Here is a 19,376-nt window from a genome sequence, read left to right on the forward strand (position 1 = left end):
ACGTACGGATGACCGCCGCCACGACGCCCAAGGCCGCGCGGCTCGCGTCGCTCGCGCTGCGGGACTTCCGCAACATCACGGCGGCGGAGATCGCATTCCCCGCCGAGGGCGTGGCCTTCGTTGGCGAGAACGGCCAGGGCAAGACGAATGCGGTGGAGGCGATCGCCTACTTCCGCCTGCTGCGCTCGATGCGCGGCGCGCGCGACCGCGACCTCATTCGCTTCGGTGCCACGGCGTTCCACCTTGCGGCCACGATGCAGCACGGCAGCGCCGAGCGCGCCACCGTCGGCGCCGACCGCACCGGGCGCAAGAAGGTCACGCTCGACGGCGCCGAGCCCGAGAAGCTGGCCGAAGCGCTCGACGTGCTGCCGAGCGTCTCGTTCTCACCGCGCGACGTGGACTTGATTGCCGGCGCGCCGTCTGAGCGGCGGCGGTACCTCGACATCACGTTGGCGCTGACGTCGCCGAGCTATCTGCACGCGCTGCGCCGCTACCGCGCGGCGCTGGTGCGCCGCAACGCGTCGCTGCGCGATGCCGCGCGACGGTCTTCGGTGCGCACGGCGTTGGCGGCGGCCGCCGCCTGGGAGCCGGCCTTGGCCGAACACGGCGCGGTGTTGGTGCAGCAGCGGCGCGCGTGGGCGGCCGCGCACGCGGCGAGCTTCGCGGCGCTCTGCGCCGCCATCGGCGAGTCGCAGCCCGCGACGCTGACCTACGAGGGCCTGCTCGCGGAGTCCGAGCATCCGCGCGAGGAACTGCTCGCGCTGCTTGACCGCCAGCGCGAGCAGGATTGCCGCCGCGGGCTCACGCAGTCGGGCCCGCACCGCGACGACCTCGCGCTACGCCTCGATGCGCACGACCTGCGCCAGGTGGGCTCGGCGGGGCAGCAGCGCACCGCGGCCATCGTGCTGCGGATGCTCGAGTCGGCGACGCATCGCGAAGCCACGGGTGTGATCCCGGTTCTGCTGCTCGACGATCCCTTCGCCGAACTGGATCGCCGTCGCACGGCGCGCATCCTCGGCTTGCTCGAGGAGCAGGGCGTGGGGCAGTGCGTGCTCTGCGTGCCGCGCGAGGACGAGATCCCGGCGCGGTTCACGCGCCTGCAGCGCTGGCGCGTGCAGGGCGGCGCGTTCGCCGTGGCGGGTGACGCGTGAGGATGCGGCCGTGAAGGACGACACACGCAGCGGGCGCAACGCGCCGCGCCCGATCGCCGAACTGTTGGCGGCGGCGCTCAAGGCCAGCGGGCTCGACGACGACGTGGAGCGCGCGCAGGTCTTGGCGCTGTGGCCGCGCATCGTCGGGCCGCAGATCGCCGGCGTCACCGACGCGCGCCTGATCGCCGAGGACGGCACGCTGGTGGTGGGCGTGAAGACGCACGCGTGGATGCAGGAACTCGGCTTGATGGAGCGCTCGCTCGTGGCCCGCGTGAACGATGCCGCCGGCACGACGACCGTGCGCCGAATCCGCTGGGAATTGCTGCGCGACGAGCCCCACGGGACGGGCCGTCACGGGGCCCGCTAAGCGGTGCCGTAACCCGTTGCGGCACAGCCATTTGCCGCTTGTGAAAATCGTTGCTTTCGCGCCTCGCGGGAGTTAGTTTTGTGGGTCGCTCTGGCGACGCGGTTTTCGGCATTTCTTCGCGCGATTCTCCCGCCCCTTTTTCGCCCTTATGGCCAAGACGAACGACGTCGCCGACTCGCAGTACGACTCCTCCGGCATCCAAGTCCTCAAGGGACTCGAAGCCGTCCGCAAGCGCCCCGGGATGTACATCGGATCGACGTCGCATCGCGGCCTGCATCACCTCGTCTACGAGGTGGTCGACAACTCGATCGACGAAGCGCTGGCCGGCTACTGCGACACGGTGGACGTGACGATCCACCCCGACAATTCGATCTCGGTATCGGACAACGGGCGCGGCATCCCGGTGGACATCCATCCGGTGGAGAAGCTGCCGGGCGTGGAACTCGCGCTGACGGTGCTGCACGCCGGCGGCAAGTTCGACAAGAACACCTACAAGGTGTCGGGCGGACTGCACGGCGTCGGCGTCTCGGTGGTGAACGCGCTCTCCGAGAACCTGAAGGTGTGGGTCAAGCGCGACGGCAAGGAGCACTATATGGACTTCGTGCGTGGCGACACGACGACGAAGCTCAAGGTGCTCGGCCAGGTGAAGCCCAAGGACACGGGCACGAAGGTCTGGTTCAAGCCCGACGCGCAGATCTTCACCGAGCTTGAGTACGACTACGCCACGCTGGCCTCGCGCCTGCGCGAGCTGTCGTTCCTCAACAAGGGCGTGACGATCACCCTGCGCGACGAGCGCGAGGCGACGCAGCGCGAGGAGACCTTCCACGCCAAGGGCGGCCTCAAGGAGTTCGTCGGCTTCCTCAACGCCAAGCAGAAGGCGCTGCACAGCGAGATCGTCTACTTCGACGGCGAGAAGGACGACATCGGCATCGAGATCGCGCTGCAGTACAACGACGGCTACAACGAGAACGTGTTCTCGTTCGTGAACAACATCAACACGCACGAGGGCGGCACGCACCTCACCGGCTTCAAGGCCGCGCTCACGAGCGTGATCAACAAGCACCTCGACAAGTCGTCGTTCGCCAAGAAGGACAAGGACCTCAAGCTCAGCGGCGACGATGTGCGCGAAGGCCTCACCGCCGTGCTCTCGGTGAAGGTCCGCGAGCCGCAGTTCGAGGGGCAGACCAAGACCAAGCTGGGTAACTCGGAAGCCGAGTCGGCGGTGAAGACGACCGTCAACGAGTGGCTCTCGAGCTACCTCGAGGAGCATCCGCGCGTCGCCAACGCCGTGCTGGAGAAGGCGCTCAGCGCCGCCCGCGCGCGCGAGGCCGCCCGCAAGGCCCGCGACCTCACCCGCAAGAAGTCGGCGCTCGACGTCGGCAACCTGCCCGGCAAGCTGGCCGACTGCTCGCTCTCGGACCCGGCGATGTGCGAGCTCTACCTCGTCGAGGGCGACTCGGCAGGCGGTTCGGCCAAGCAGGGCCGCGACCGGATGTTCCAGGCGATCCTGCCGCTGCGCGGCAAGATCCTGAACGTCGAAAAGGCCCGCATCGACAAGATCCTCGGCAACGAGGAAATCCGCACCATCGTCACGGCCATCGGCGCCGGCATCAAGGAAGAGTTCTCGCTCGAGAACGTGCGCTACCACAAGGTCATCATTATGACCGACGCCGACGTGGACGGCGCGCACATCCGCACGCTGCTGCTGACGTTCTTCTTCCGGCAGATGCCGGAGCTGATCGATGCCGGGATGGTCTACATCGCGCAGCCGCCGCTGTTCTCGGTCGCCAAGGGCAAGGAGATGTACTACGCCTACGATACCGCCGAGCGCGACGGCATCATCAGCCGGATGGGCGGTGACGACGCCAAGGGCCTGAACATCCAGCGCTACAAGGGCCTCGGCGAAATGAATCCCGACCAGCTGTGGAAGACGACGATGGATCCCGAGACGCGCACGATCCTGAAGGTGACGATGGACGACGCGTTCCAGGCAAACGAGATCTTCCAGACGCTGATGGGGGACGAGGTGGAGCCGCGCCGCGTGTTCATCGAGACGAATGCGAAGTTCGCGTCGAATCTCGATATTTGAACGGCGGGTCACCACAGAGGGCACAGAGAACGGCGAACTGCGAACGGCGATAAACGCAGAGGCGCAGAGGGCGCCGAGCACTGCGACTGCAATCGCAACAACACTGAGGGGGGGGTCCGCACCGAAGTATCGGTGTGGGCCCCCTAAGTCTTTGTTGTGGTTGTTCTCTGTGCCCTCTGTGCCCTCTGTGGTGACAAGCCTCGAGAGGGTTGTCGACCACGCTAGCGCCAGAGGTGACGACGTCGGCGCACGGCCTCGCACCGCTGCCCTGCCACGACCAGTGCTCAGCCGCGGATGCTGTCCGCTCCGCCGCGCAACTGCTGCGCAAACCAGACGTGCGCCAGCGAGATCATCCCGAGCACCATAAACGAGCTCGCCATAATCACGAGGTGCGTGGTGCCGTCGACGCCACCGGTCGAGACCGGACGCGTCAGAAATGCCAATCCGAGCCACGCGGCCATCTTGCCGCCGGCGACTCCCATCGCCCCGAGGGCGCCCAGCTTCTCGATGTTCTGCATAGTGCCTTAATGTGCACCCACGGCGGGGAGTTCCTCCACCCCCCGCCTGGTGACGCGGTGTGAGATGAGCGGACGGCGCGCTGGCGGCTGCTCCCCGAGCACGACAGCCTGCCGCAGCGCCGCCTCGGCGGCCTTGCGTCCGTCGGCGTCCCGGGCGTGCACGGTTGCGATCGGCTGGCCGCGTTCCACGCGGCCGCCGGGCCGCACGTGCAGCACGATGCCCACGGCCGGATCCACTTCATCCTCGACGCGCGTGCGTCCGCCGCCGAGGTCGATGATCGCGCGCCCGATGATCCGCGGTTCCACGCGCTGCACGATGCCGCTGCGCGCGGCCTCGACGCGTTCACGGATGGGCGCGCGCGGCAGGATGGCCACGGGGTTGTCCACGACGCCGGGGTGGCCGCCCTGCGCCTGGACGATCTCGCGGAATTTCTCCAGCGCCGCTCCGCTGCCGAGCGCGGACTCGGCGCGCTGGCGCGCGCTGCGCTGGTCCGACGCGGCACCGGCGACCAAGAGCATCTCAGCGGCCAGCGCCAACGTCACCTCGCGCAGGTCGGCGGGCCCCTCGCCGCGCAGGCAGTGGATGGACTCCTCGACCTCGAGCGCGTTGCCGCAGGCCTCACCGAGCGGGCTGTCCATATCGGTGAGCAGCGCGACCGTTGGGCAGCCGCGCCGTTCCCCGAGCGCGATCATCGTCTGGGCAAGCGTCAGCGAGTCCTCGAGCTTCGTCATAAACGCCCCCGCGCCCGTTTTCACGTCGAGCACCAGGCCGGTGAGACCTTCCGCGAGCTTCTTGCTCATAATGGATGCGGCGATGAGCGGGATGGCCTCCACGGTGGCCGTCGCATCGCGCAGTGCATAGAACTTGCGGTCCGCCGGCGCGATCTCGCGGGTCTGCCCGATCATCGCGACGCCGAGGCGCTCCAGCTGTGCGACGGTCTCCTCCAGCGTGAGACGCGTACGGAAGCCGGGGATGCTTTCGAGCTTGTCGAGGGTACCACCGGTGTGGCCGAGCCCGCGGCCGGACATCATCGGAACGGCCACGCCGCAGGCGGCCACGAGTGGCGCGAGAATGAGCGAGACCTTGTCGCCGACGCCACCGGTGGAGTGCTTGTCCACGCGCGGGACGCCGAGGTGGGTCAGGTCGAGACTACGGCCGCTCTCGAGCATCGCGGCCGTGAGGGCCCCGATCTCCTCGTCGTCCATCCCGCGGAAGTACACGGCCATCGCGAAGGCGGACATCTGGTAGTCCGGCACCTCACCGTCGGCGTAGGCGCGCATCAGCGCGCGCAGCTCGCCCGCCGTGAGCCGGCCGCCATTGCGTTTGCGTTCGATGAGCTCGACGACCGTCATCCCACTCCTCGGCGATGCTGCCGACGTTAGATTCCTTCCAGCACCCTAAATGAACCGCTTCGGCGGTCGGGAGTCCATCCTGATGTTGCTCTCCAAGCAGTTGAACGCCGCGCTCAACACGCAGGTCGGCAACGAGCTGGCGGCCAGCAACCAGTATGTGGTGATCGCGTCGTACTTCGACGCCGAAGGCCTGCCGATGCTGGCCAAGCACTACTTCAACCAGGCCAGCGAGGAGCGCGACCACGCGATGCGCTTCGTGCGGCTGATCCTCGACGGCGGCGGCGACCTCAAGATCCCCGCGGTTCCGGCACCGAAGACCGGCTTCAAGAACTCACTCGCCGCGGTGCAGCTGGCCCTGGACTCCGAGATCACGGTCACGAACCAGATCAACGACATCGTGGACTTGGCGATCAAGGAGAAGAACCACATCATCAAGAACGGCCTCGACTGGTTCGTCAACGAGCAACGCGAGGAGGTCACCTCGGCCGACACCGTGGTGCGAATGGTGAAACGCGCGGGCGAGGCCGGCCTCTTCCACGTGGAGGCCTTCCTGCGCGACGGTGGGCTCGCGGAAGAGGGCAACGACGGCGACGCCGGGGCCCCCTGAGCGCGACGAACGACCCCAGTCCGGCCGCGCGCGCGGCCGAGCTGCGCGCGCAGCTGGAGCGCGCGCAGCACGAGTATTACGTCCTCGATCGCCCGACGCTCAGCGACGCCGAGTACGACCGGCTGTTCCGCGAACTGCAGGCGCTGGAGCGCGACCATCCGGAGCTGCGCGACGCCGACTCGCCCACCGTCCGCGTGGGCGCCGAGGTCGGCGAGAGCCACCTCGCCAAGCACACGCACCTCGTGCCGATGGCATCGCTCGACAACGCCTTCGACGAAGCCGAGCTGGCCGAATGGGATGTGCGCCTGCGCAAGCTCGTCGGCGGCGCGGTAGACAAGGACGGCTACTGCTGCGAGCTGAAGATTGACGGGGCGGCGGTATCGCTCACCTACGTGGACGGCGTACTGAGCGTCGGTGCGACCCGCGGCAACGGCAGCGTGGGTGAGGACGTCACCGCCAACCTGCGCACGATCGCCGACGTGCCGCGGAAGCTCGACGGCGGCGGCTGGCCGCAGACGATCGAGATCCGCGGCGAGGTCTATATGGAGTTCGACGGCTTCGAGCGGATGAACCGCGAGCGGGCCGCGGCCGGCGAGCCGGTGTTCGCCAACCCGCGCAACTCGGCGGCTGGCGCGCTGCGCCAGAAGGATCCGCGCGAGACCGCCAAGAAGCCGCTGCGTTTCTTCGGCTACGCCTTCGCCGTCCCGGGTGTGCCGGCCCTGCCCTTCGCGACGCAGTGGGAGCTGCTCGAGAGCCTCGCCGCCTGGGGCGTGCCGACGCCACCCTTTCGCCGCGCCTGCGCCACGCTCGACGACGTGCACGCCTGGGCGCGCGAGCTGGAATCGACGGTGCGGCCGACGCTGCCCTTCGCGATCGACGGCGGCGTCGTAAAGGTGAATCGTCTCGCGCTCCAGACCGAACTCGGGATGATTGGCGGGCGCGTGCCGCGCTGGGCCGTGGCGCGGAAGTTCGCGCCCGACATCGCGGAGACGAAGCTGCTCGCGATTGAGGTCCAGGTCGGGCGCACCGGCGCACTCACGCCGCGGGCCGTGCTGGCACCGGTGGAGGTCGGCGGTGCAACGATCACGTACGCCACGTTGCACAACTTCGAACTCGTGGCCGAGAAGGACCTGCGCATCGGTGATGTGGTGCAGGTCAAGCGTGCAGGCGAGGTGATTCCTCAGGTGCTCGGCCCCGTGCCCGAGCGTCGGGATGGCAGCGAGCAGCCCGTCGCCGTCCCCACGCATTGCCCTGTCTGCGGCACGCCGGCCGTGCGGGACGAGGAGGAAGTCGCGAGCTACTGCCCCAACCTGGCCTGTAGCGGGCGCCAGCTTGAGGCGCTCGCGCACTTCGTCTCGCGCGCCGGAATGGACATCCGCGGGCTCAGCTATCAGCGGCTCGAGCAGCTCATCGCGGCCGGCCTGGTGCGGGACGCGGCGGACATCTACGCGATCACCGTGGAGCAGTTGGTTCCACGGAAGCCGAGCAGGAAGCGCAGCGCGGCGGGCGAAGGCGACGCGACTGACGGCGGGTCCGATGGCGCCGGGAGTCTCGGCGGCGTCGCGGGCTTCCAAGCGAAGAGCGCCATCGCGCTCGTGGACGCGATCACCGCCTCCAAGCAGCAGCCCCTCTCGCGGCTCCTCAACGCACTCGGCATCCGGCACGTCGGCGCGGAGAGCGCCAAGCTGCTCGCGCGGGCCTTCGGCACGATGGACGCGCTGGCCGCCGCCTCGGTGGACGACATCGAGGCCCTGCACGGCGTCGGCCGTACGATGGCGGAGTCGGTGCGCGAGTGGTTCGACTCGCCGGCGATGCACTCGCTCGTCGCGCGCCTCAAGGAGGCGGGGCTGACGATGGATGAGCCCCGCGCCGCCGACGCCGACGGTGCCTTCAAGGGGATGAAGATCGTCCTTACCGGGACGCTGCCCACGCTCTCGCGGCCGGAGGCCACCGAGCTGGTGGAGAACGCGGGCGGCAAGGTGACGAGTTCGGTCTCCAAGGCCACGACGCTGGTGGTGGCGGGCGAGGAGGCCGGCAGCAAGCTGGACAAGGCGCGGGAGCTCGGCATCGAGGTCATCGATGAAGCCGAACTCTTGCGCCGGCTGGGCCGCTGACCCTTTCTTAGGGCTGACTATGACTCCGTTCACGCTCGGCGCCACCGCCCTCTCGGCGATTCCGCACAGCTCCCTGCGCAGCCTGCGCGCTTCCCTCGTGCGCGACCTCGGCGATGGATTCGCCGGCGTCTTGCAGGAGGCGGGCTATGCCGGCGGCGAGGCCGTGCTCGCGGGAATGACGCAGTGGTGCGCGGCGAACGGCCTCGGCGCGCCCGAGTCGCTGCCCTACGCGCAGTTTCAGCAAGCGGCGGCGCGGTTCTTCTCTGAGACTGGCTGGGGCAAGGTCAGCCTGGAGCCGTTGGGCGATGCGGCCGTGGCCTTCGATGCCGAGGACTGGGCGGAGTCCGATCCCGAAGCCGGGATGCCCTACCCGAGCTGCTACTACACGGCTGGGATGCTCGCCGACGTCTTCGGGCGCGTCGCCGGCAATCCGATGGGCTGCCTCGAGGTGGAGTGCCGCTCCGCCGGCGCGGCGCGTTGCCGGTTCCTGCTCGCGAGCGCCGACGTGATCGCGCACGTGTACCAGCGGCTCACCGAAGGCGTGGGGTACGCTGACGCGCTGGCCGAGCTGGCGTAGCGGCAGCGATGCAGTCGCAGCCGCTGGAGCAGTACCAGCGATACCCCGCCGCAGAGATGCAAGCGCGGGCGGAGGCGTTCGCGAAGGAGCTGCGTCGCCGGCGTAGCGTGCGGGACTTCTCGCCTGAGCCTGTCCCTCGCAGCGTGCTCGAGCCCTGCCTCCTCGCCGCTGGAAGCGCGCCGAACGGCGCGAACATCCAGCCGTGGCACTTCGTCTGCGTCTCGGATGCTGAGACGAAACGCCAGATCCGTCAGGCGGCCGAGGCCGAGGAACGCGAGTTCTACGCCGAGCGCGCCACGCCTGAGTGGCTGGAGGACCTCGCGCCGCTCGGCACCGATCCCAACAAGCCGTTCCTCGAGACTGCGCCGTGGCTGATCGCGATCTTCGCGCAGCGTTGGCGCGCCGGGGCGGACGATACGCGGCGCGCGAACTACTACGTACCGGAGTCGGTCGGCATCGCGACGGGCTTTCTCATCGCGGCGCTGCACCACGCGGGCCTCGCGACGCTGACGCACACCCCGAGCCCGATGGGATTCCTCGGACGCATCCTCGGGCGTCCGGAGTCTGAGAAGGCGTTCCTGCTCTTGGTCGTCGGGTATCCCGCGGAGGACGCGCAGGTACCCGTGATCACGAAGAAGCCGCTCGGCGACATCGCCACGTTCCGATAAGGTCGGCTCGCGACGAATGGCCATCATCCCCGCCACCTTCTCGTCCGCGAGCGAACTCGCCGCGCGCCCGGGCCGCAGCATCGTCTACAAGCACTCGACCCGCTGCGAGCTGTGCAGCTGGAGCCATCACGTGCTCGGCAAGCTCGCGGCGCAGGCGCAACTCACGCTGGAGCTCGTTGATGTGCTTGCCGAGCGTGAGCTGTCGCAGGACATCGAGCGCCACTTCGGCGTGCGACACGAGTCGCCGCAGGTGCTGATCATCGACGACGGTGTGGTGAGCTGGCACGCGTCGCACCGAGGGGTGGCGCCGGCGCGGTTGCAGGCGGCGCTCGGCGGAAACTCCGAAGGGCTCGGGGCGCGAGTCTAAAGCGGGCGACGCCGGCGCCGTTCGCGCACCGGTGCGTGCCGTCAGAGCAGCCCGTCGTACTTGGGATTCGGAATCAGTTGCCCGTCGAGGATCTGCTCGCGGTCCCACGGCAAGACGATGCGCGCCTCGGTCTCGAGCGCATAATAGTCCGGCGCATACGGCCCGGTCTTGAAGCTCACCGCCGTGCGCACTTCCTTGGCCCCCGCATTCACGAGCGCGGCGATGGCCAACCGCATCGTGTCCCCGCCATCGCAGGTCTCGTCGACGATGAGCGCCCGCTTGCCCAGCGCGTCCTCCGGTGCCGCCGACAGCACCGCCGGCGTCTGACGGACGGACTCCGCGTGATAGCGCCGCGACACGATCATCGAGTGGAAGGGCCGGTCGAGCATCGCCGCCACGACAGCCCCGGGCACGACGCCTGCGGTCGCAATCCCGACGACGAGGTCGGGGTCAAAGGTCTTCGAGACTTTGAGCGCGAGCGCACGCGAGAGCTCGCCGAACAGCGGCCAATCAACGTGGAAGACTTCTTTGGGTGCGGAGCGTCGGGGAGGCATAAGGGGAAAGTACGTCGGGTGCATTGTTATTGAAACGTGGGAGGAGGGAGGTGGGAGGTGGGTGAGGGCGGGGAGGCGGAAACGGGAGACGGTCGGATGAGGGGAGACGGTCGGGAGAGGCGCTTGGGTCCTCTCCCCACCATCTGCCCTCTCCCCACCATCTCCCTTCTCCCAACCATCTCCCATCTCCCCTCTACCTGCCGTCACCCACCTCCCGTCTCCCCTCTCCCACTGTCAGGCTGGCTTCCGTCCCCCGCCCCCCATCTATAACTTCTGCCCGTCCCCCAACTCTCCCCGTATGTCCTTCTGGGACCGCCTCTTCGGCGGACGCTCCGAGAGCTCGCAGCACCGGCAGCGCCTCGACTATCTGAGCGAGGCGCTAGTCTTGGAGCGCCAGGGGGATTTTGATGCCGCGGTGACCTCATACCGCCTCGCGCTGCGCGAGCGGCCGGACGACCTCAAGGTCCTGCAGAACCTCGCCATCGCGCTGTCCAAGATCGGGCGCATCGAGGAGGCGATCCGGGCCTACCGCAAAGCGCTGGAGATCGATCCGACGCTCTCCGGGGCGCACTACGGCGTTGCGTTTCTCCTGATCAAGCGCGGTGACGGCAACTTCGCCGTGAAGCACCTCAAGGCCTTCCTGGCGCATCCGCCGTCCGGCCCTGAGGCCGAACGCTGGGTGGCGCACGCGCAGGCCACTCTTGACCAGCTGCTCGCCAGCGACAGCTCCTCACCCTCGGCCGGAACCTGACGTTGGGCAAGGTCCTCGCGATTGTCAGTCAGAAGGGCGGCGTCGGCAAGACGACCACCGCCGTGAACCTCGCCGCCGCCTTCGCGCGGCGCGGAATGAAGACCCTGCTCGTGGACGTGGATCCGCAGGGCTCGGTGCGCTTCGGCGCCGGCCTGCGCAAGGACCACCCGAGCTACGGCTTCGCCGATTACCTCGCGGGCGAGCGCACGTTGCGCGACGTGCTGCTGCCGACCACGCTGCCCTGGCTGCGGGTGATGCTCGCCGGCTCGGTCACGGATCTCGCCGACCACACGAACTACCAAGAGCAGATCGCCAGCTCCGAGTTGTTGCCGAGGATGCTCGCTGCCGCCAAGGAGCGCTGCGACATCGTCGTGGTGGACACGCCGCCGGGGCTCGGCCCCGTGACGCGCCGTACGCTGGCCTCGGCTGACCGGGTGCTGATTCCGCTGCAGGCGGAGCCGCTGGCACTGCAGACGACACCACAGATCCTCCGTGGGGTACAGGACATCGTGAATACCCACGAGTCGCTGGCCTTCGACGGCATCTTGCTGACGATGTACGAGGCGGGCAACGCCGCCTGCGAGAGCACGGTGCAGTACATCCGCGAGAAGGTGCCGCCGCACCTGATGCTGGACTTGGTGATCCCGCGCAGCTCGGCCGTGGCCGAGGCCTTTGCCGCGGGGCAACCGGCGGTGGTGCGCTCGCCGGCCGACGCCGCGTCGCAGGCGTACGTGAACCTCGCGACGCGACTCGCGGAGCGTCTGGCGGGATGAAGCGCGCAGCGGGTCGGCTCGCCGCCCCGTTGGCCGTCGCCGCTGCAGGGCTCCTCGCCTGCGCCGACGCGGTCACCGATCCTGGCGCGGTCGCCGCCCTCGACTTCACCGGCATCGCGTTCCCTGCGCTCATCACCGGCGACACGCTTCGCGATGGCGCGGGCGTAGCGACGCCGCTCACCGCGACCGTGTACAACGGCCGCGGCGAGGTCGTCGGCGGCGCGGAGATCCAGTACTTCTCGCTCGACACCGGCGTGAGCATCGACGCCAACGGATTCCTGACGGCGACGCGGCGCGCCGGCAGCGTACGGCTTGTGGCCGCCGTGTCGGGACTGCAGTCCCAGATTCGGCGCGTCGAGGTCACGCGGCAGCCGGACACCGTCGTCGCCCCGAACACCGACATCGCCTTCGCCTACAGCATTCCCGACCGGGCCCAGAACGTCTCGCCGGCTCTCTCGCTCACCCTGCGCAGCAATGACGTGATCGGCGACGAGAGTCCGAACGTGCCCGGCTGGCGCGTCCGCTGGCGCCTGGTGCACAACGGGGATACACTCGCGCCTACCGACACCAGCAAGTTCGCGCTGTGGGCCGCGACGACCACGCGGCACTCGCTGACCGACACCACCAAGGCAGACGGCGTCTCGTCGCGCCGTCTGCGCATCTTCGCGAACCTCCTACCCGTCCAGCCGGACAGCGTCATCGTCATCGCGGAGGTGCGCGCGCTCGGCCTCCACGTGCCGGGCAGCCCGGTGCGCTACACCGTGACCTTTACGCCACCGGGCTTCTGAGCTCCACGTCCACTCCCCACCCGAGACTCGTCCGATGATCGCTTCTGGAGGCCCGCGCCCCGCTCGCGGCACGCTGACGCAGATCTTCTTCCACGCCGTGGAACAGCACGACCTCGACGCGGCGTACCAGTTCAAGAAGGACGGCAAGTACCAGCCGATCTCGCACAAGGACGTGCTCCGCCGGGTGCGCCACGTGGCGCTGGGGCTCGAGGCCATCGGCGTGGTACGCGGGGCGCGCGTGGGCATTATGTCCGAGAACCGTCCCGAGTGGGCGATGGCCGACTGGGCCTGCCTCTGCGGCGGAATGACCGACGTCCCGGTGTACCCGACGCTGCCGGCCGACCAGATCGTGCATCCGCTCAACGACTCGGGCGCGGTGGCGCTGTTCGTCTCCACCGCCGAGCAGGCGGCCAAGGTGCAGCAGGTGCGCGGGCAGCTCACGAGCGTACGCACCGTGATCTCCTTCGTGGACGCCAAGCCGGCCGGCGCGGATATGACCTTCGCCGAGCTCGAAGCCAAGGGCGCCGCCTTCGACTCGCCTGAGCGCGCGGCGGCCTTCAAGGCAGCGGCGATGGCGGTGGAGCCGGATCATCTGGCGACGCTCATCTACACGTCGGGCACCACCGGCCTGCCGAAGGGCGTGATGCTGACGCACGACAACATCCACTCGAACGTGAAGGCGGGCGAGCGCGACGTGCCGCTGACCGCCGGCGACGTGGCGCTGAGCTTCCTGCCGCTCTCACACATCTTCGAGCGGATGGGCGACTATCTGTTCTTCGCGAACGGCATCGGCATCGCCTACGCCGAGAGCATCGACACCGTGCCGCTCAACCTCTCCGAGGTGCGCCCGCACATCTGTATGTCGGTGCCGCGGCTGTTCGAGAAGATGTACGCGCGGGTGCTGGAGAACGCCGTCTCCGGCGGCGCGGTGAAGGCCAAGATCTTCCACTGGGCGGCCGGCGTGGCCGACAAGTGGGCCGACGAGAAGCTGGCCGGCCGCGAACCGGGCGGCTTCCTCGCGTGGAAGTACGGCATCGCGCAGAAGCTGGTGTTCAGCAAGCTCAAGGAGCGCACCGGCGGCCGCCTGCGCTACTTCGTCTCGGGTGGCGCGCCGCTGAACCCGACGATCAACAAGTTCTTCTACGCTGCCGGCCTCGTCATCCTCGAGGGCTACGGCCTGACCGAGACCTCGCCCGTGATCGCCGTGAACACACCGGGGGCCTTCCGCATCGGCTCGGTGGGCAAGCCGGCGCAGGGCGTGGAGGTCAAGATCGCCGGAGACGGCGAGATCCTGACCCGCGGCCCCCACGTGATGAAGGGCTACTACAACCGGCCGGATGCCACGGCCGAGGTCATCGATGCCGATGGCTGGTTCCACACCGGCGACGTCGGCGTGCTCGAAGACGGCTTCCTGCGCATCACCGACCGCAAGAAGGACATCATCGTCACCGCCGGCGGGAAGAATATCGCCCCGCAGCCGATCGAGAACCGCATCAAGGAGAGCAAGTACGTCTCGCAGGCGGTGATGATCGGCGACAAGCGCAAGTTCCCGATCGTGCTGATCGTGCCCAACTGGGACAACCTCGAGAAGTGGGCCGCGCTCAAGAACATCATCTGGACCGACCGCAAGCAGCTGATCGCGATGCCGACGATCCAGGCGAAGATGGACAAGGAAGTCCGGAAGACGATCGAGGGCCTGGCGAGCTTCGAGACGCCGAAGAAGATCGGCCTGCTCGAGCACGACTTCTCGATCGAGCGCGGCGAGCTGACGCCGAAGCTCAGCGTCAAGCGCAAGGTCATCGACACGCAGTACAAGGCGCTGATCGACAGCTTGTACGAGGGCGGTGAATGAGTCCGCGTCGAGGCAGCGCCGTACGGGGTGCGCAGGTGACCGCTCGGGCCCTTGCGCTGGCCGCCGTGCTGGCACCGCCGCTCGCGGCGCAGCGTTCCGAGGTGGCCATCCTCGCGGGCATCGTGCAGAGCCCCGCCGTGGAGTTCGACCGCGTCACCTCCCCCACGACCGGCGCGCCGGTCTACACGCGGGAGCGTGGACGGCGCATCCCCGGCGCGAGCGTAGGCGTCGCCGTCAACGGAGCATTGCGCGGGCACGTATTCGGGGAACTCGGCCTCGTCAGCCACGCCATCGAGCGGCGCATCTCGCGCACCGCCACCGGCGACCACACGGGGCCGTTCGTGGCGACGAGCACTACCGAGGGACGCATCACCTCGCTCTGGATGGGTCCGACGTATCGCTTCGTGGACCGCGAGCGCCTCGCGGTGGGCGTCATCGGCGCCCCGATGCTGCAGTTCCTGACAGGAGAGACGTTTGGCGAGGCGAGCACGGAGGACAATGCCGCCAGAAGCCGCGTCAAGTTGGGCCTGCTGATCGGGCTCCGCGCGCGCTACTGGCTGAGTGACCGCCTCGGCGTGCAGCTCACGGTGGACGACGCGATGTGGACGTACCCGCTGCTCCAGCACGGGAGCGAGGGTACGGAGCTGTTTCCGGAGGCACACCAACGCACGCCGCGTCAGCACGACCTTCGCGTGCAGCTCGGCGTGGCGATGCCGCTGCGCTAGGCGCGGCGCAAGGGCACGACGCTCGGCGCGGCCTGGACCTCGCCGACCCAGTGCTCAGCGTCGCGGGCGAGCTCGCGCACCCGCGGCGGCAATGGCAACGACGCATCGCCCACGATGCGCCCCCCCACGCGCACGACGCGCCCCGCGTCTTCGACCAGCGCGGGGGCCATCGTTCCGTCGAGCAGCGCCGCCGCAAACGTCGCATCGGCGAACGGGACCACCGACGGCGCGCCCTGCACGTGCCCCACGCCCTCTGGGCTCGCGCCAGCGGCCGGCAGCACCGCGACCACTGCCTCGCAGCGCGCCACCAATGCAGGCGCGACCTGCACATAGCGCCCACCGAGCAGCAGCGGCGTGCCTGGGTCAGTCACGCCGAGCAAGGCCTCGAGGCGCGACAGCAATGCGTCGCTGGGCTCCGAGGTCGCGCCGTCAGGCGCGGAAACCGCGGAGTCGAGCAACAGCGTCCCCTGCTCGATCGTCCATTCGCGGCGACACTGCATACATCCCACCGCCGCGCGAATCACGTCGCGGCCGCGCGTCTCCAGCGCCACGACGACCAGCGGCGTTCGGGCGTGCGGCTCCGGGCAAATCAGACGCTCGGCAATGTCAAGGCGCATCGGGACTGGACCTGAGGGGGGCGGATGGTGTAAAAATACGACTGTGGCGCTGCCGCACCCAGCGCGCGCCGCTCCTCCCGTCCCGACGACTATGCTTGAGTTCGCGAAGTCCGAGCCGTACACGCTCGGCGTCGAGGTGGAGCTGCAGATCGTGGACCGCAGTACCCACGAGCTCTCCCCCAAAGCCCCCGAGTTGCTGAACCGCTGGACCGGGCCCGCGACCGTCCAGCCGGAGATCTTCCAGTCGATGATCGAGATCAGCACCGGTGTCTGCCGCGACCCCGCGCACGCCGATGCCGACCTGCGCGCCACCGCCGCGCGCCTGATGCCGCTGGCCCGTGACCTCGGCGTGCGCTTCATCGCCAGCGGCACGCACCCGACGGCGCGGTACCAAGAACGCAAGCTGTTCCCGTCCGAGCGCTATCACGGCCTCATCGCGCGCAACCAGTGGATCGCCCGGCGCCTGCAGATCTTTGGCCTGCACGTGCACATCGGAATGCCGGACCCCGAAACCGCCATCGCCATCCAGAACGAGCTGCTGCACGATCTCGCGCTGCTGCTGGCGGTCTCCACCAGCTCGCCATTCTGGGAAGGCGACAACACCGGCCTCGCCTCGTCGCGCATCACGGTGTTCGAGGCCCTACCCACCGGCGGGACGCCCACCCTGGTGCACGACTGGAACGAGTTCTGCGAGCTGGTCGAAACGTTGCAGCGCGCCGAGGCGATCACCTCGCTGAAGGACCTGTGGTGGGACATCCGACCGAGTCCGCGCTACGGTACGGTGGAGATCCGCATCTGCGACGGTCTCGCGACGCTGCGCGAGACGGCGATGGTCGTGGCACTGGCGCAGGCACTGGCCAAGCGGGCCGGTGCGCGCGTGGGCGCGGGGCAGAATCGCAGCTTCCCACCGGCCTGGCGCATCCGCGAGAACAAGTGGCGTGCGTCGCGGCACGGGATGGAAGCCGAGCTGGTGGTCGGCAACGACGGCGCGCACGCCCCGGCGCGAGAGCACCTGAAACGCACGCTCGACGAGCTCGAGGCCGACGGATTCCTCGACGCGCAGTCGCAGTACGCGGCCGATGTGCGGGCCATCGCCAACGGCGCACCGACCAGCGCCGACCGTCAGCGCGCCATCTTCGCCGAGTCGGGGTCGCTCGACGCCGTCTGCGCCTCGCTGGCGGAGGAATACGAACAGGACGTGCTCGCGGGCGTCGGCGCGGGCTGAGCCGCAGCGCGCGCCGCCGCTAGCTGCGCGAGAGTCGCAGTTCGTCCACGTCCACGTGCGCCGGCCGGGTCACCGCCCAGAGTACGGCGTCGGCCACGTCCTCCGGCCGCAGCATCTGGTCGCGGTTCGGCAGGTGTGCCTGCGCATCCGGCTCGTGCGGATCCCAGATTGGCGTGTCCGTCGCCGCCGGCGAGACCAGCGTCGTGCGCACCCCCGTGCCCCGCGACTCCGCACGCACGGCCTCGGCGGCCGCACGCGCCGCGTGCTTGGTCGCCGCGTACACGGCGTTGGTCGGGAACACGTAGCGATCGGCCACCGAGCCGAGGAAGACGATGTGCCCCGCCCCGCGGCTCCGCATCCCCGGCAGGAACTCGCGCACGAGGCGCAGCGGCGCGACGGCGTTGAGCGCGAACGCGGTGTCGAGGTCGGCGTCCGTCGTGCCGACCACCGGACCGAGCGGGAAGGTGCCGGCCGCGAGCACGAGAATGTCCGGTGCGTTGCCGAAGGCCTCCAGCGCACCGGCGGCCACCGTCACCGCCGCAGGCGCGTGCGTCAGGTCATCGGGCAGCACCACCGGCTCGTGCGGCAGCGTCGCGGCGAGTGCCTGCAGCTGGTCGGTGGCGCGCGACACCAAGCCGACGCGCGCACCGGCCGCGGCCAGCGCGCGCGCGACGGCCGCGCCGATGCCGCGCGAGGCGCCCGTGACCAGCGCCGTGCGGCCCGCCAACGGCAGCGTCACCGCCGCGAACCGTAGGCCAGGCGCAGGAACTCGTCCCGCGTCGCCGGGTCGTTGCGGAACGACCCCTTCAGCGACGAGGTGATCGTCTTCGAGTTCTGCTTCTCCACGCCGCGCATCATCATGCACAGGTGCTCGCACTCGATCACCACGCCCACGCCCTCGGGGCGCAGCACGTCGTGGATCGCCTGCGCGATCTGCTCCGTCAGCCGCTCCTGCACCTGCAGCCGCCGCGAGAACACCTCGACGATGCGCGGCAGCTTGCTCAGCCCGACGATGCGGCCCTGCGGGATGTAGGCGATGTGCGCCTTGCCGAAGAACGGCAGCATATGGTGCTCGCACATCGAGTAGAGCTCGATGTCGCGCACCATCACCATCGATTCGTGCTCTTCCTCGAAGACGGCGTCACCGACGACCTCCGTGACGTCCATATCGTAGCCGCGGGTGAGCCAGCTCATCGCCTTGGCCACGCGCTCGGGCGTCTTGAGCAGTCCCTCGCGAGTGGGGTCCTCGCCGATCAGCTCCAGCTCGCGGCGCACCAGCGCCTCGAACTCCACCATCCGCGCGGCGTTCGAGCCCGCCTCGGCCTCGAACGCATCCGCGCCAGAGCCGTTGCGCACGTCCGTCTGGATGCGGTCAGCGGCCATCGTATTCAACATAGTGATTCTCCGTCTCCCAGAGCTTGAGGCGCGCGAGCCGCGCCGGAGCGACCTTGGGCGCGAGCACGCGCCAGCACGCCAGTACAAGGTTCTCCGTGGTAGGAATGGTTCCCGCCATAAAGGGGACGTCGAGATTCAGATTCTTGTGGTCCAGATGCTGGACAAGTTCCCGCTCGGCGACCTGCTTGAGATGACCGAGGTCCATCACATAGCCAGTGTCCGGGTCCACCTCACCCTCGACCGTGATCTCGAGCGTGTAGTTGTGGCCGTGGTAGTTCGGGTTGTTGCACTTCCCGAACACGGACTGGTTGCGCTCGTCGCTCCACGCGGGGTTATGGACCCGGTGGCCGGCGTTGAACTTCACGAGGCGCGTGGCAGTGACGAGTGGCATAGCTGCATTAAGCCTGTAGCGAAACGGCCGGTTCCGCGAGGGGAAACACCGACGCGCCGCCCGGGACCGGGACGGCGCGTCGGCAAGGAGCGGGAGCAGGAAGGGTTTTTGAAGCCCTGTCGAATGCCTGAGGCCCTCACCCTACGTTCGACTTCCCGGCGTCCGGGCGTGTCGGCGGCAGAGATGTCGGATCCGGTTCGGAGGACTTATCGGCTCAAAAAGTGAATCTCCCTGTCCCATCGAAATCGTGGCCGGAATGTAGGAGCGGGCCGTGAACGCGTCAATCACGCCGCGCGCCCGCCGGCGTTACATTCTTGTAATGGACCTCTTGACACTCTCCGGCCTCGCGATGCTGGCGCTCTGGGCGGCCGGCACCTTCGCCTTCGAGGCGCCCGGCCTCATCCATCTTTTCCTCTCGCTGGGCGTGTTCTTCATCGTGCTCGGCGCCGTGAAGAAGGCCGAGCGCGCCCGCAAGACCAAGCGCTAGCGCGGCG

The 19,376-nt window shown here is 68.9% G+C and carries 22 protein-coding genes; 15 read left to right on the top strand and 7 right to left on the bottom strand.

Features of this window, described 5'->3' with window-relative positions; translation table 11 throughout:
- Window positions 1-8 precede the first annotated feature (8 nt).
- The 3 genes from recF to gyrB all read left to right on the top strand — a co-directional run bounded on the left by recF (window position 9) and on the right by gyrB (window position 3,607).
- Window positions 9-1,151, top strand: a complete 1,143-nt coding sequence (gene recF, locus KF689_10490) for a DNA replication and repair protein RecF (GenBank protein ID MBX3133797.1) — start codon at window positions 9-11, stop codon at window positions 1,149-1,151.
- Window positions 1,141-1,518 (top strand): DUF721 domain-containing protein, encoded by a 378-nt coding sequence (locus tag KF689_10495; GenBank protein MBX3133798.1) that lies wholly within the window; start codon window positions 1,141-1,143, stop codon window positions 1,516-1,518. Before recF ends, KF689_10495 begins: the two co-directional genes overlap by 11 nt.
- 148 nt (window positions 1,519-1,666) lie before the next feature.
- A complete protein-coding gene (gene gyrB / locus KF689_10500) occupies window positions 1,667-3,607 on the top strand; it encodes a DNA topoisomerase (ATP-hydrolyzing) subunit B (GenBank protein ID MBX3133799.1) in 1,941 nt (646 codons plus the stop codon).
- 284 nt (window positions 3,608-3,891) lie between these two features.
- On the opposite strand, the gene KF689_10505 is transcribed toward gyrB, so the two are convergent.
- Both KF689_10505 and KF689_10510 read right to left on the bottom strand, forming a co-directional pair.
- The gene (locus KF689_10505) at window positions 3,892-4,125 is read right to left on the bottom strand and encodes a hypothetical protein (GenBank protein ID MBX3133800.1); all 234 of its coding nucleotides are present in this window, start codon (window positions 4,123-4,125) and stop codon (window positions 3,892-3,894) included.
- A 6-nt stretch (window positions 4,126-4,131) separates the two neighbouring features.
- Complete coding sequence (locus tag KF689_10510; protein ID MBX3133801.1) at window positions 4,132-5,478, bottom strand: thymidine phosphorylase; 1,347 nt, start codon at window positions 5,476-5,478, stop codon at window positions 4,132-4,134.
- A gap of 49 nt (window positions 5,479-5,527) precedes the next feature.
- Between KF689_10510 and KF689_10515 the strand changes: the two genes are divergently transcribed.
- The 5 genes from KF689_10515 to KF689_10535 all read left to right on the top strand — a co-directional run bounded on the left by KF689_10515 (window position 5,528) and on the right by KF689_10535 (window position 9,811).
- The gene (locus tag KF689_10515) at window positions 5,528-6,085 is read left to right on the top strand and encodes a ferritin (protein MBX3133802.1); all 558 of its coding nucleotides are present in this window, start codon (window positions 5,528-5,530) and stop codon (window positions 6,083-6,085) included.
- 194 nt (window positions 6,086-6,279) lie between these two features.
- A complete protein-coding gene (ligA, locus tag KF689_10520) occupies window positions 6,280-8,199 on the top strand; it encodes an NAD-dependent DNA ligase LigA (protein ID MBX3133803.1) in 1,920 nt (639 codons plus the stop codon).
- Between the two features lie 19 nt (window positions 8,200-8,218).
- Window positions 8,219-8,776: a hypothetical protein gene (locus KF689_10525; protein MBX3133804.1), complete on the top strand. Its 558-nt coding sequence runs from the start codon at window positions 8,219-8,221 to the stop codon at window positions 8,774-8,776.
- A gap of 8 nt (window positions 8,777-8,784) precedes the next feature.
- Window positions 8,785-9,444 (top strand): nitroreductase family protein, encoded by a 660-nt coding sequence (locus KF689_10530; protein ID MBX3133805.1) that lies wholly within the window; start codon window positions 8,785-8,787, stop codon window positions 9,442-9,444.
- A gap of 16 nt (window positions 9,445-9,460) precedes the next feature.
- A complete protein-coding gene (locus KF689_10535; GenBank protein ID MBX3133806.1) occupies window positions 9,461-9,811 on the top strand; it encodes a DUF2847 family protein in 351 nt (116 codons plus the stop codon).
- A gap of 41 nt (window positions 9,812-9,852) precedes the next feature.
- On the opposite strand, the gene KF689_10540 is transcribed toward KF689_10535, so the two are convergent.
- Window positions 9,853-10,365 carry a phosphoribosyltransferase domain-containing protein gene (locus KF689_10540; protein MBX3133807.1) on the bottom strand — a complete coding sequence of 171 codons (513 nt, stop codon included), beginning with the start codon at window positions 10,363-10,365 and terminating at the stop codon, window positions 9,853-9,855.
- A gap of 298 nt (window positions 10,366-10,663) precedes the next feature.
- Here KF689_10540 and KF689_10545 point away from each other — a divergent pair, with 298 nt between their 5' ends.
- From KF689_10545 to KF689_10565, 5 genes are read left to right on the top strand one after another with little or no spacing between them, the layout of a single operon-like run.
- A complete protein-coding gene (locus tag KF689_10545) occupies window positions 10,664-11,116 on the top strand; it encodes a tetratricopeptide repeat protein (protein ID MBX3133808.1) in 453 nt (150 codons plus the stop codon).
- Between the two features lie 2 nt (window positions 11,117-11,118).
- On the top strand, window positions 11,119-11,889 hold the full coding sequence (locus KF689_10550; protein MBX3133809.1) for a ParA family protein: 771 nt from the start codon (window positions 11,119-11,121) through the stop codon (window positions 11,887-11,889).
- On the top strand, window positions 11,886-12,677 hold the full coding sequence (locus KF689_10555; GenBank protein MBX3133810.1) for a hypothetical protein: 792 nt from the start codon (window positions 11,886-11,888) through the stop codon (window positions 12,675-12,677). The genes KF689_10550 and KF689_10555 overlap by 4 nt, the downstream gene beginning before the upstream one ends.
- A gap of 34 nt (window positions 12,678-12,711) precedes the next feature.
- The gene (locus tag KF689_10560) at window positions 12,712-14,529 is read left to right on the top strand and encodes a long-chain fatty acid--CoA ligase (protein MBX3133811.1); all 1,818 of its coding nucleotides are present in this window, start codon (window positions 12,712-12,714) and stop codon (window positions 14,527-14,529) included.
- Complete coding sequence (locus tag KF689_10565) at window positions 14,526-15,254, top strand: hypothetical protein (protein ID MBX3133812.1); 729 nt, start codon at window positions 14,526-14,528, stop codon at window positions 15,252-15,254. Before KF689_10560 ends, KF689_10565 begins: the two co-directional genes overlap by 4 nt.
- On the opposite strand, the gene KF689_10570 is transcribed toward KF689_10565, so the two are convergent.
- Window positions 15,251-15,871 (bottom strand): hypothetical protein, encoded by a 621-nt coding sequence (locus KF689_10570; GenBank protein MBX3133813.1) that lies wholly within the window; start codon window positions 15,869-15,871, stop codon window positions 15,251-15,253. The genes KF689_10565 and KF689_10570 overlap by 4 nt on opposite strands.
- Window positions 15,872-15,962: 91 nt before the next feature.
- On the opposite strand from KF689_10570, the gene KF689_10575 reads away from it, so the two are divergent.
- Entirely contained in the window at window positions 15,963-17,096 is a 1,134-nt protein-coding gene (locus KF689_10575; protein MBX3133814.1) for a YbdK family carboxylate-amine ligase, read from the top strand.
- 19 nt (window positions 17,097-17,115) lie between these two features.
- On the opposite strand, the gene KF689_10580 is transcribed toward KF689_10575, so the two are convergent.
- The 3 genes from KF689_10580 to KF689_10590 are packed head-to-tail and all read right to left on the bottom strand — an operon-like array spanning window position 17,116 to window position 18,882.
- Entirely contained in the window at window positions 17,116-17,835 is a 720-nt protein-coding gene (locus tag KF689_10580; protein ID MBX3133815.1) for an SDR family NAD(P)-dependent oxidoreductase, read from the bottom strand.
- Window positions 17,832-18,491 carry a GTP cyclohydrolase I FolE gene (gene folE, locus KF689_10585; protein MBX3133816.1) on the bottom strand — a complete coding sequence of 220 codons (660 nt, stop codon included), beginning with the start codon at window positions 18,489-18,491 and terminating at the stop codon, window positions 17,832-17,834. The genes KF689_10580 and folE overlap by 4 nt, the downstream gene beginning before the upstream one ends.
- Window positions 18,469-18,882 (bottom strand): 6-carboxytetrahydropterin synthase, encoded by a 414-nt coding sequence (locus KF689_10590; GenBank protein ID MBX3133817.1) that lies wholly within the window; start codon window positions 18,880-18,882, stop codon window positions 18,469-18,471. The genes folE and KF689_10590 overlap by 23 nt, the downstream gene beginning before the upstream one ends.
- 319 nt (window positions 18,883-19,201) lie before the next feature.
- Between KF689_10590 and KF689_10595 the strand changes: the two genes are divergently transcribed.
- Window positions 19,202-19,369, top strand: coding sequence for a hypothetical protein (locus KF689_10595; GenBank protein MBX3133818.1), 168 nt, complete (start codon window positions 19,202-19,204; stop codon window positions 19,367-19,369).
- Window positions 19,370-19,376 lie beyond the last annotated feature (7 nt).

The sequence above is a fragment of the Gemmatimonadaceae bacterium genome (assembly GCA_019637355.1).
GTDB lineage: Bacteria > Gemmatimonadota > Gemmatimonadetes > Gemmatimonadales > Gemmatimonadaceae > Pseudogemmatithrix.

Coding starts and splice junctions, on each gene's coding strand:
- KF689_10590 (MBX3133817.1), bottom strand. CDS start 18,882: ATGCCACTCGTCACTGCCACGCGCCTCGTGAAGTTCAACGCCGGCCAC.
- recF (MBX3133797.1), top strand. CDS start 9: ATGACCGCCGCCACGACGCCCAAGGCCGCGCGGCTCGCGTCGCTCGCG.
- KF689_10570 (MBX3133813.1), bottom strand. CDS start 15,871: ATGCGCCTTGACATTGCCGAGCGTCTGATTTGCCCGGAGCCGCACGCC.
- KF689_10555 (MBX3133810.1), top strand. CDS start 11,886: ATGAAGCGCGCAGCGGGTCGGCTCGCCGCCCCGTTGGCCGTCGCCGCT.
- KF689_10565 (MBX3133812.1), top strand. CDS start 14,526: ATGAGTCCGCGTCGAGGCAGCGCCGTACGGGGTGCGCAGGTGACCGCT.
- KF689_10535 (MBX3133806.1), top strand. CDS start 9,461: ATGGCCATCATCCCCGCCACCTTCTCGTCCGCGAGCGAACTCGCCGCG.
- gyrB (MBX3133799.1), top strand. CDS start 1,667: ATGGCCAAGACGAACGACGTCGCCGACTCGCAGTACGACTCCTCCGGC.
- KF689_10545 (MBX3133808.1), top strand. CDS start 10,664: ATGTCCTTCTGGGACCGCCTCTTCGGCGGACGCTCCGAGAGCTCGCAG.
- KF689_10575 (MBX3133814.1), top strand. CDS start 15,963: ATGCTTGAGTTCGCGAAGTCCGAGCCGTACACGCTCGGCGTCGAGGTG.
- KF689_10530 (MBX3133805.1), top strand. CDS start 8,785: ATGCAGTCGCAGCCGCTGGAGCAGTACCAGCGATACCCCGCCGCAGAG.
- KF689_10540 (MBX3133807.1), bottom strand. CDS start 10,365: ATGCCTCCCCGACGCTCCGCACCCAAAGAAGTCTTCCACGTTGATTGG.
- KF689_10525 (MBX3133804.1), top strand. CDS start 8,219: ATGACTCCGTTCACGCTCGGCGCCACCGCCCTCTCGGCGATTCCGCAC.
- KF689_10560 (MBX3133811.1), top strand. CDS start 12,712: ATGATCGCTTCTGGAGGCCCGCGCCCCGCTCGCGGCACGCTGACGCAG.
- KF689_10515 (MBX3133802.1), top strand. CDS start 5,528: ATGAACCGCTTCGGCGGTCGGGAGTCCATCCTGATGTTGCTCTCCAAG.
- KF689_10510 (MBX3133801.1), bottom strand. CDS start 5,478: ATGACGGTCGTCGAGCTCATCGAACGCAAACGCAATGGCGGCCGGCTC.
- folE (MBX3133816.1), bottom strand. CDS start 18,491: ATGTTGAATACGATGGCCGCTGACCGCATCCAGACGGACGTGCGCAAC.
- KF689_10505 (MBX3133800.1), bottom strand. CDS start 4,125: ATGCAGAACATCGAGAAGCTGGGCGCCCTCGGGGCGATGGGAGTCGCC.
- KF689_10595 (MBX3133818.1), top strand. CDS start 19,202: ATGGACCTCTTGACACTCTCCGGCCTCGCGATGCTGGCGCTCTGGGCG.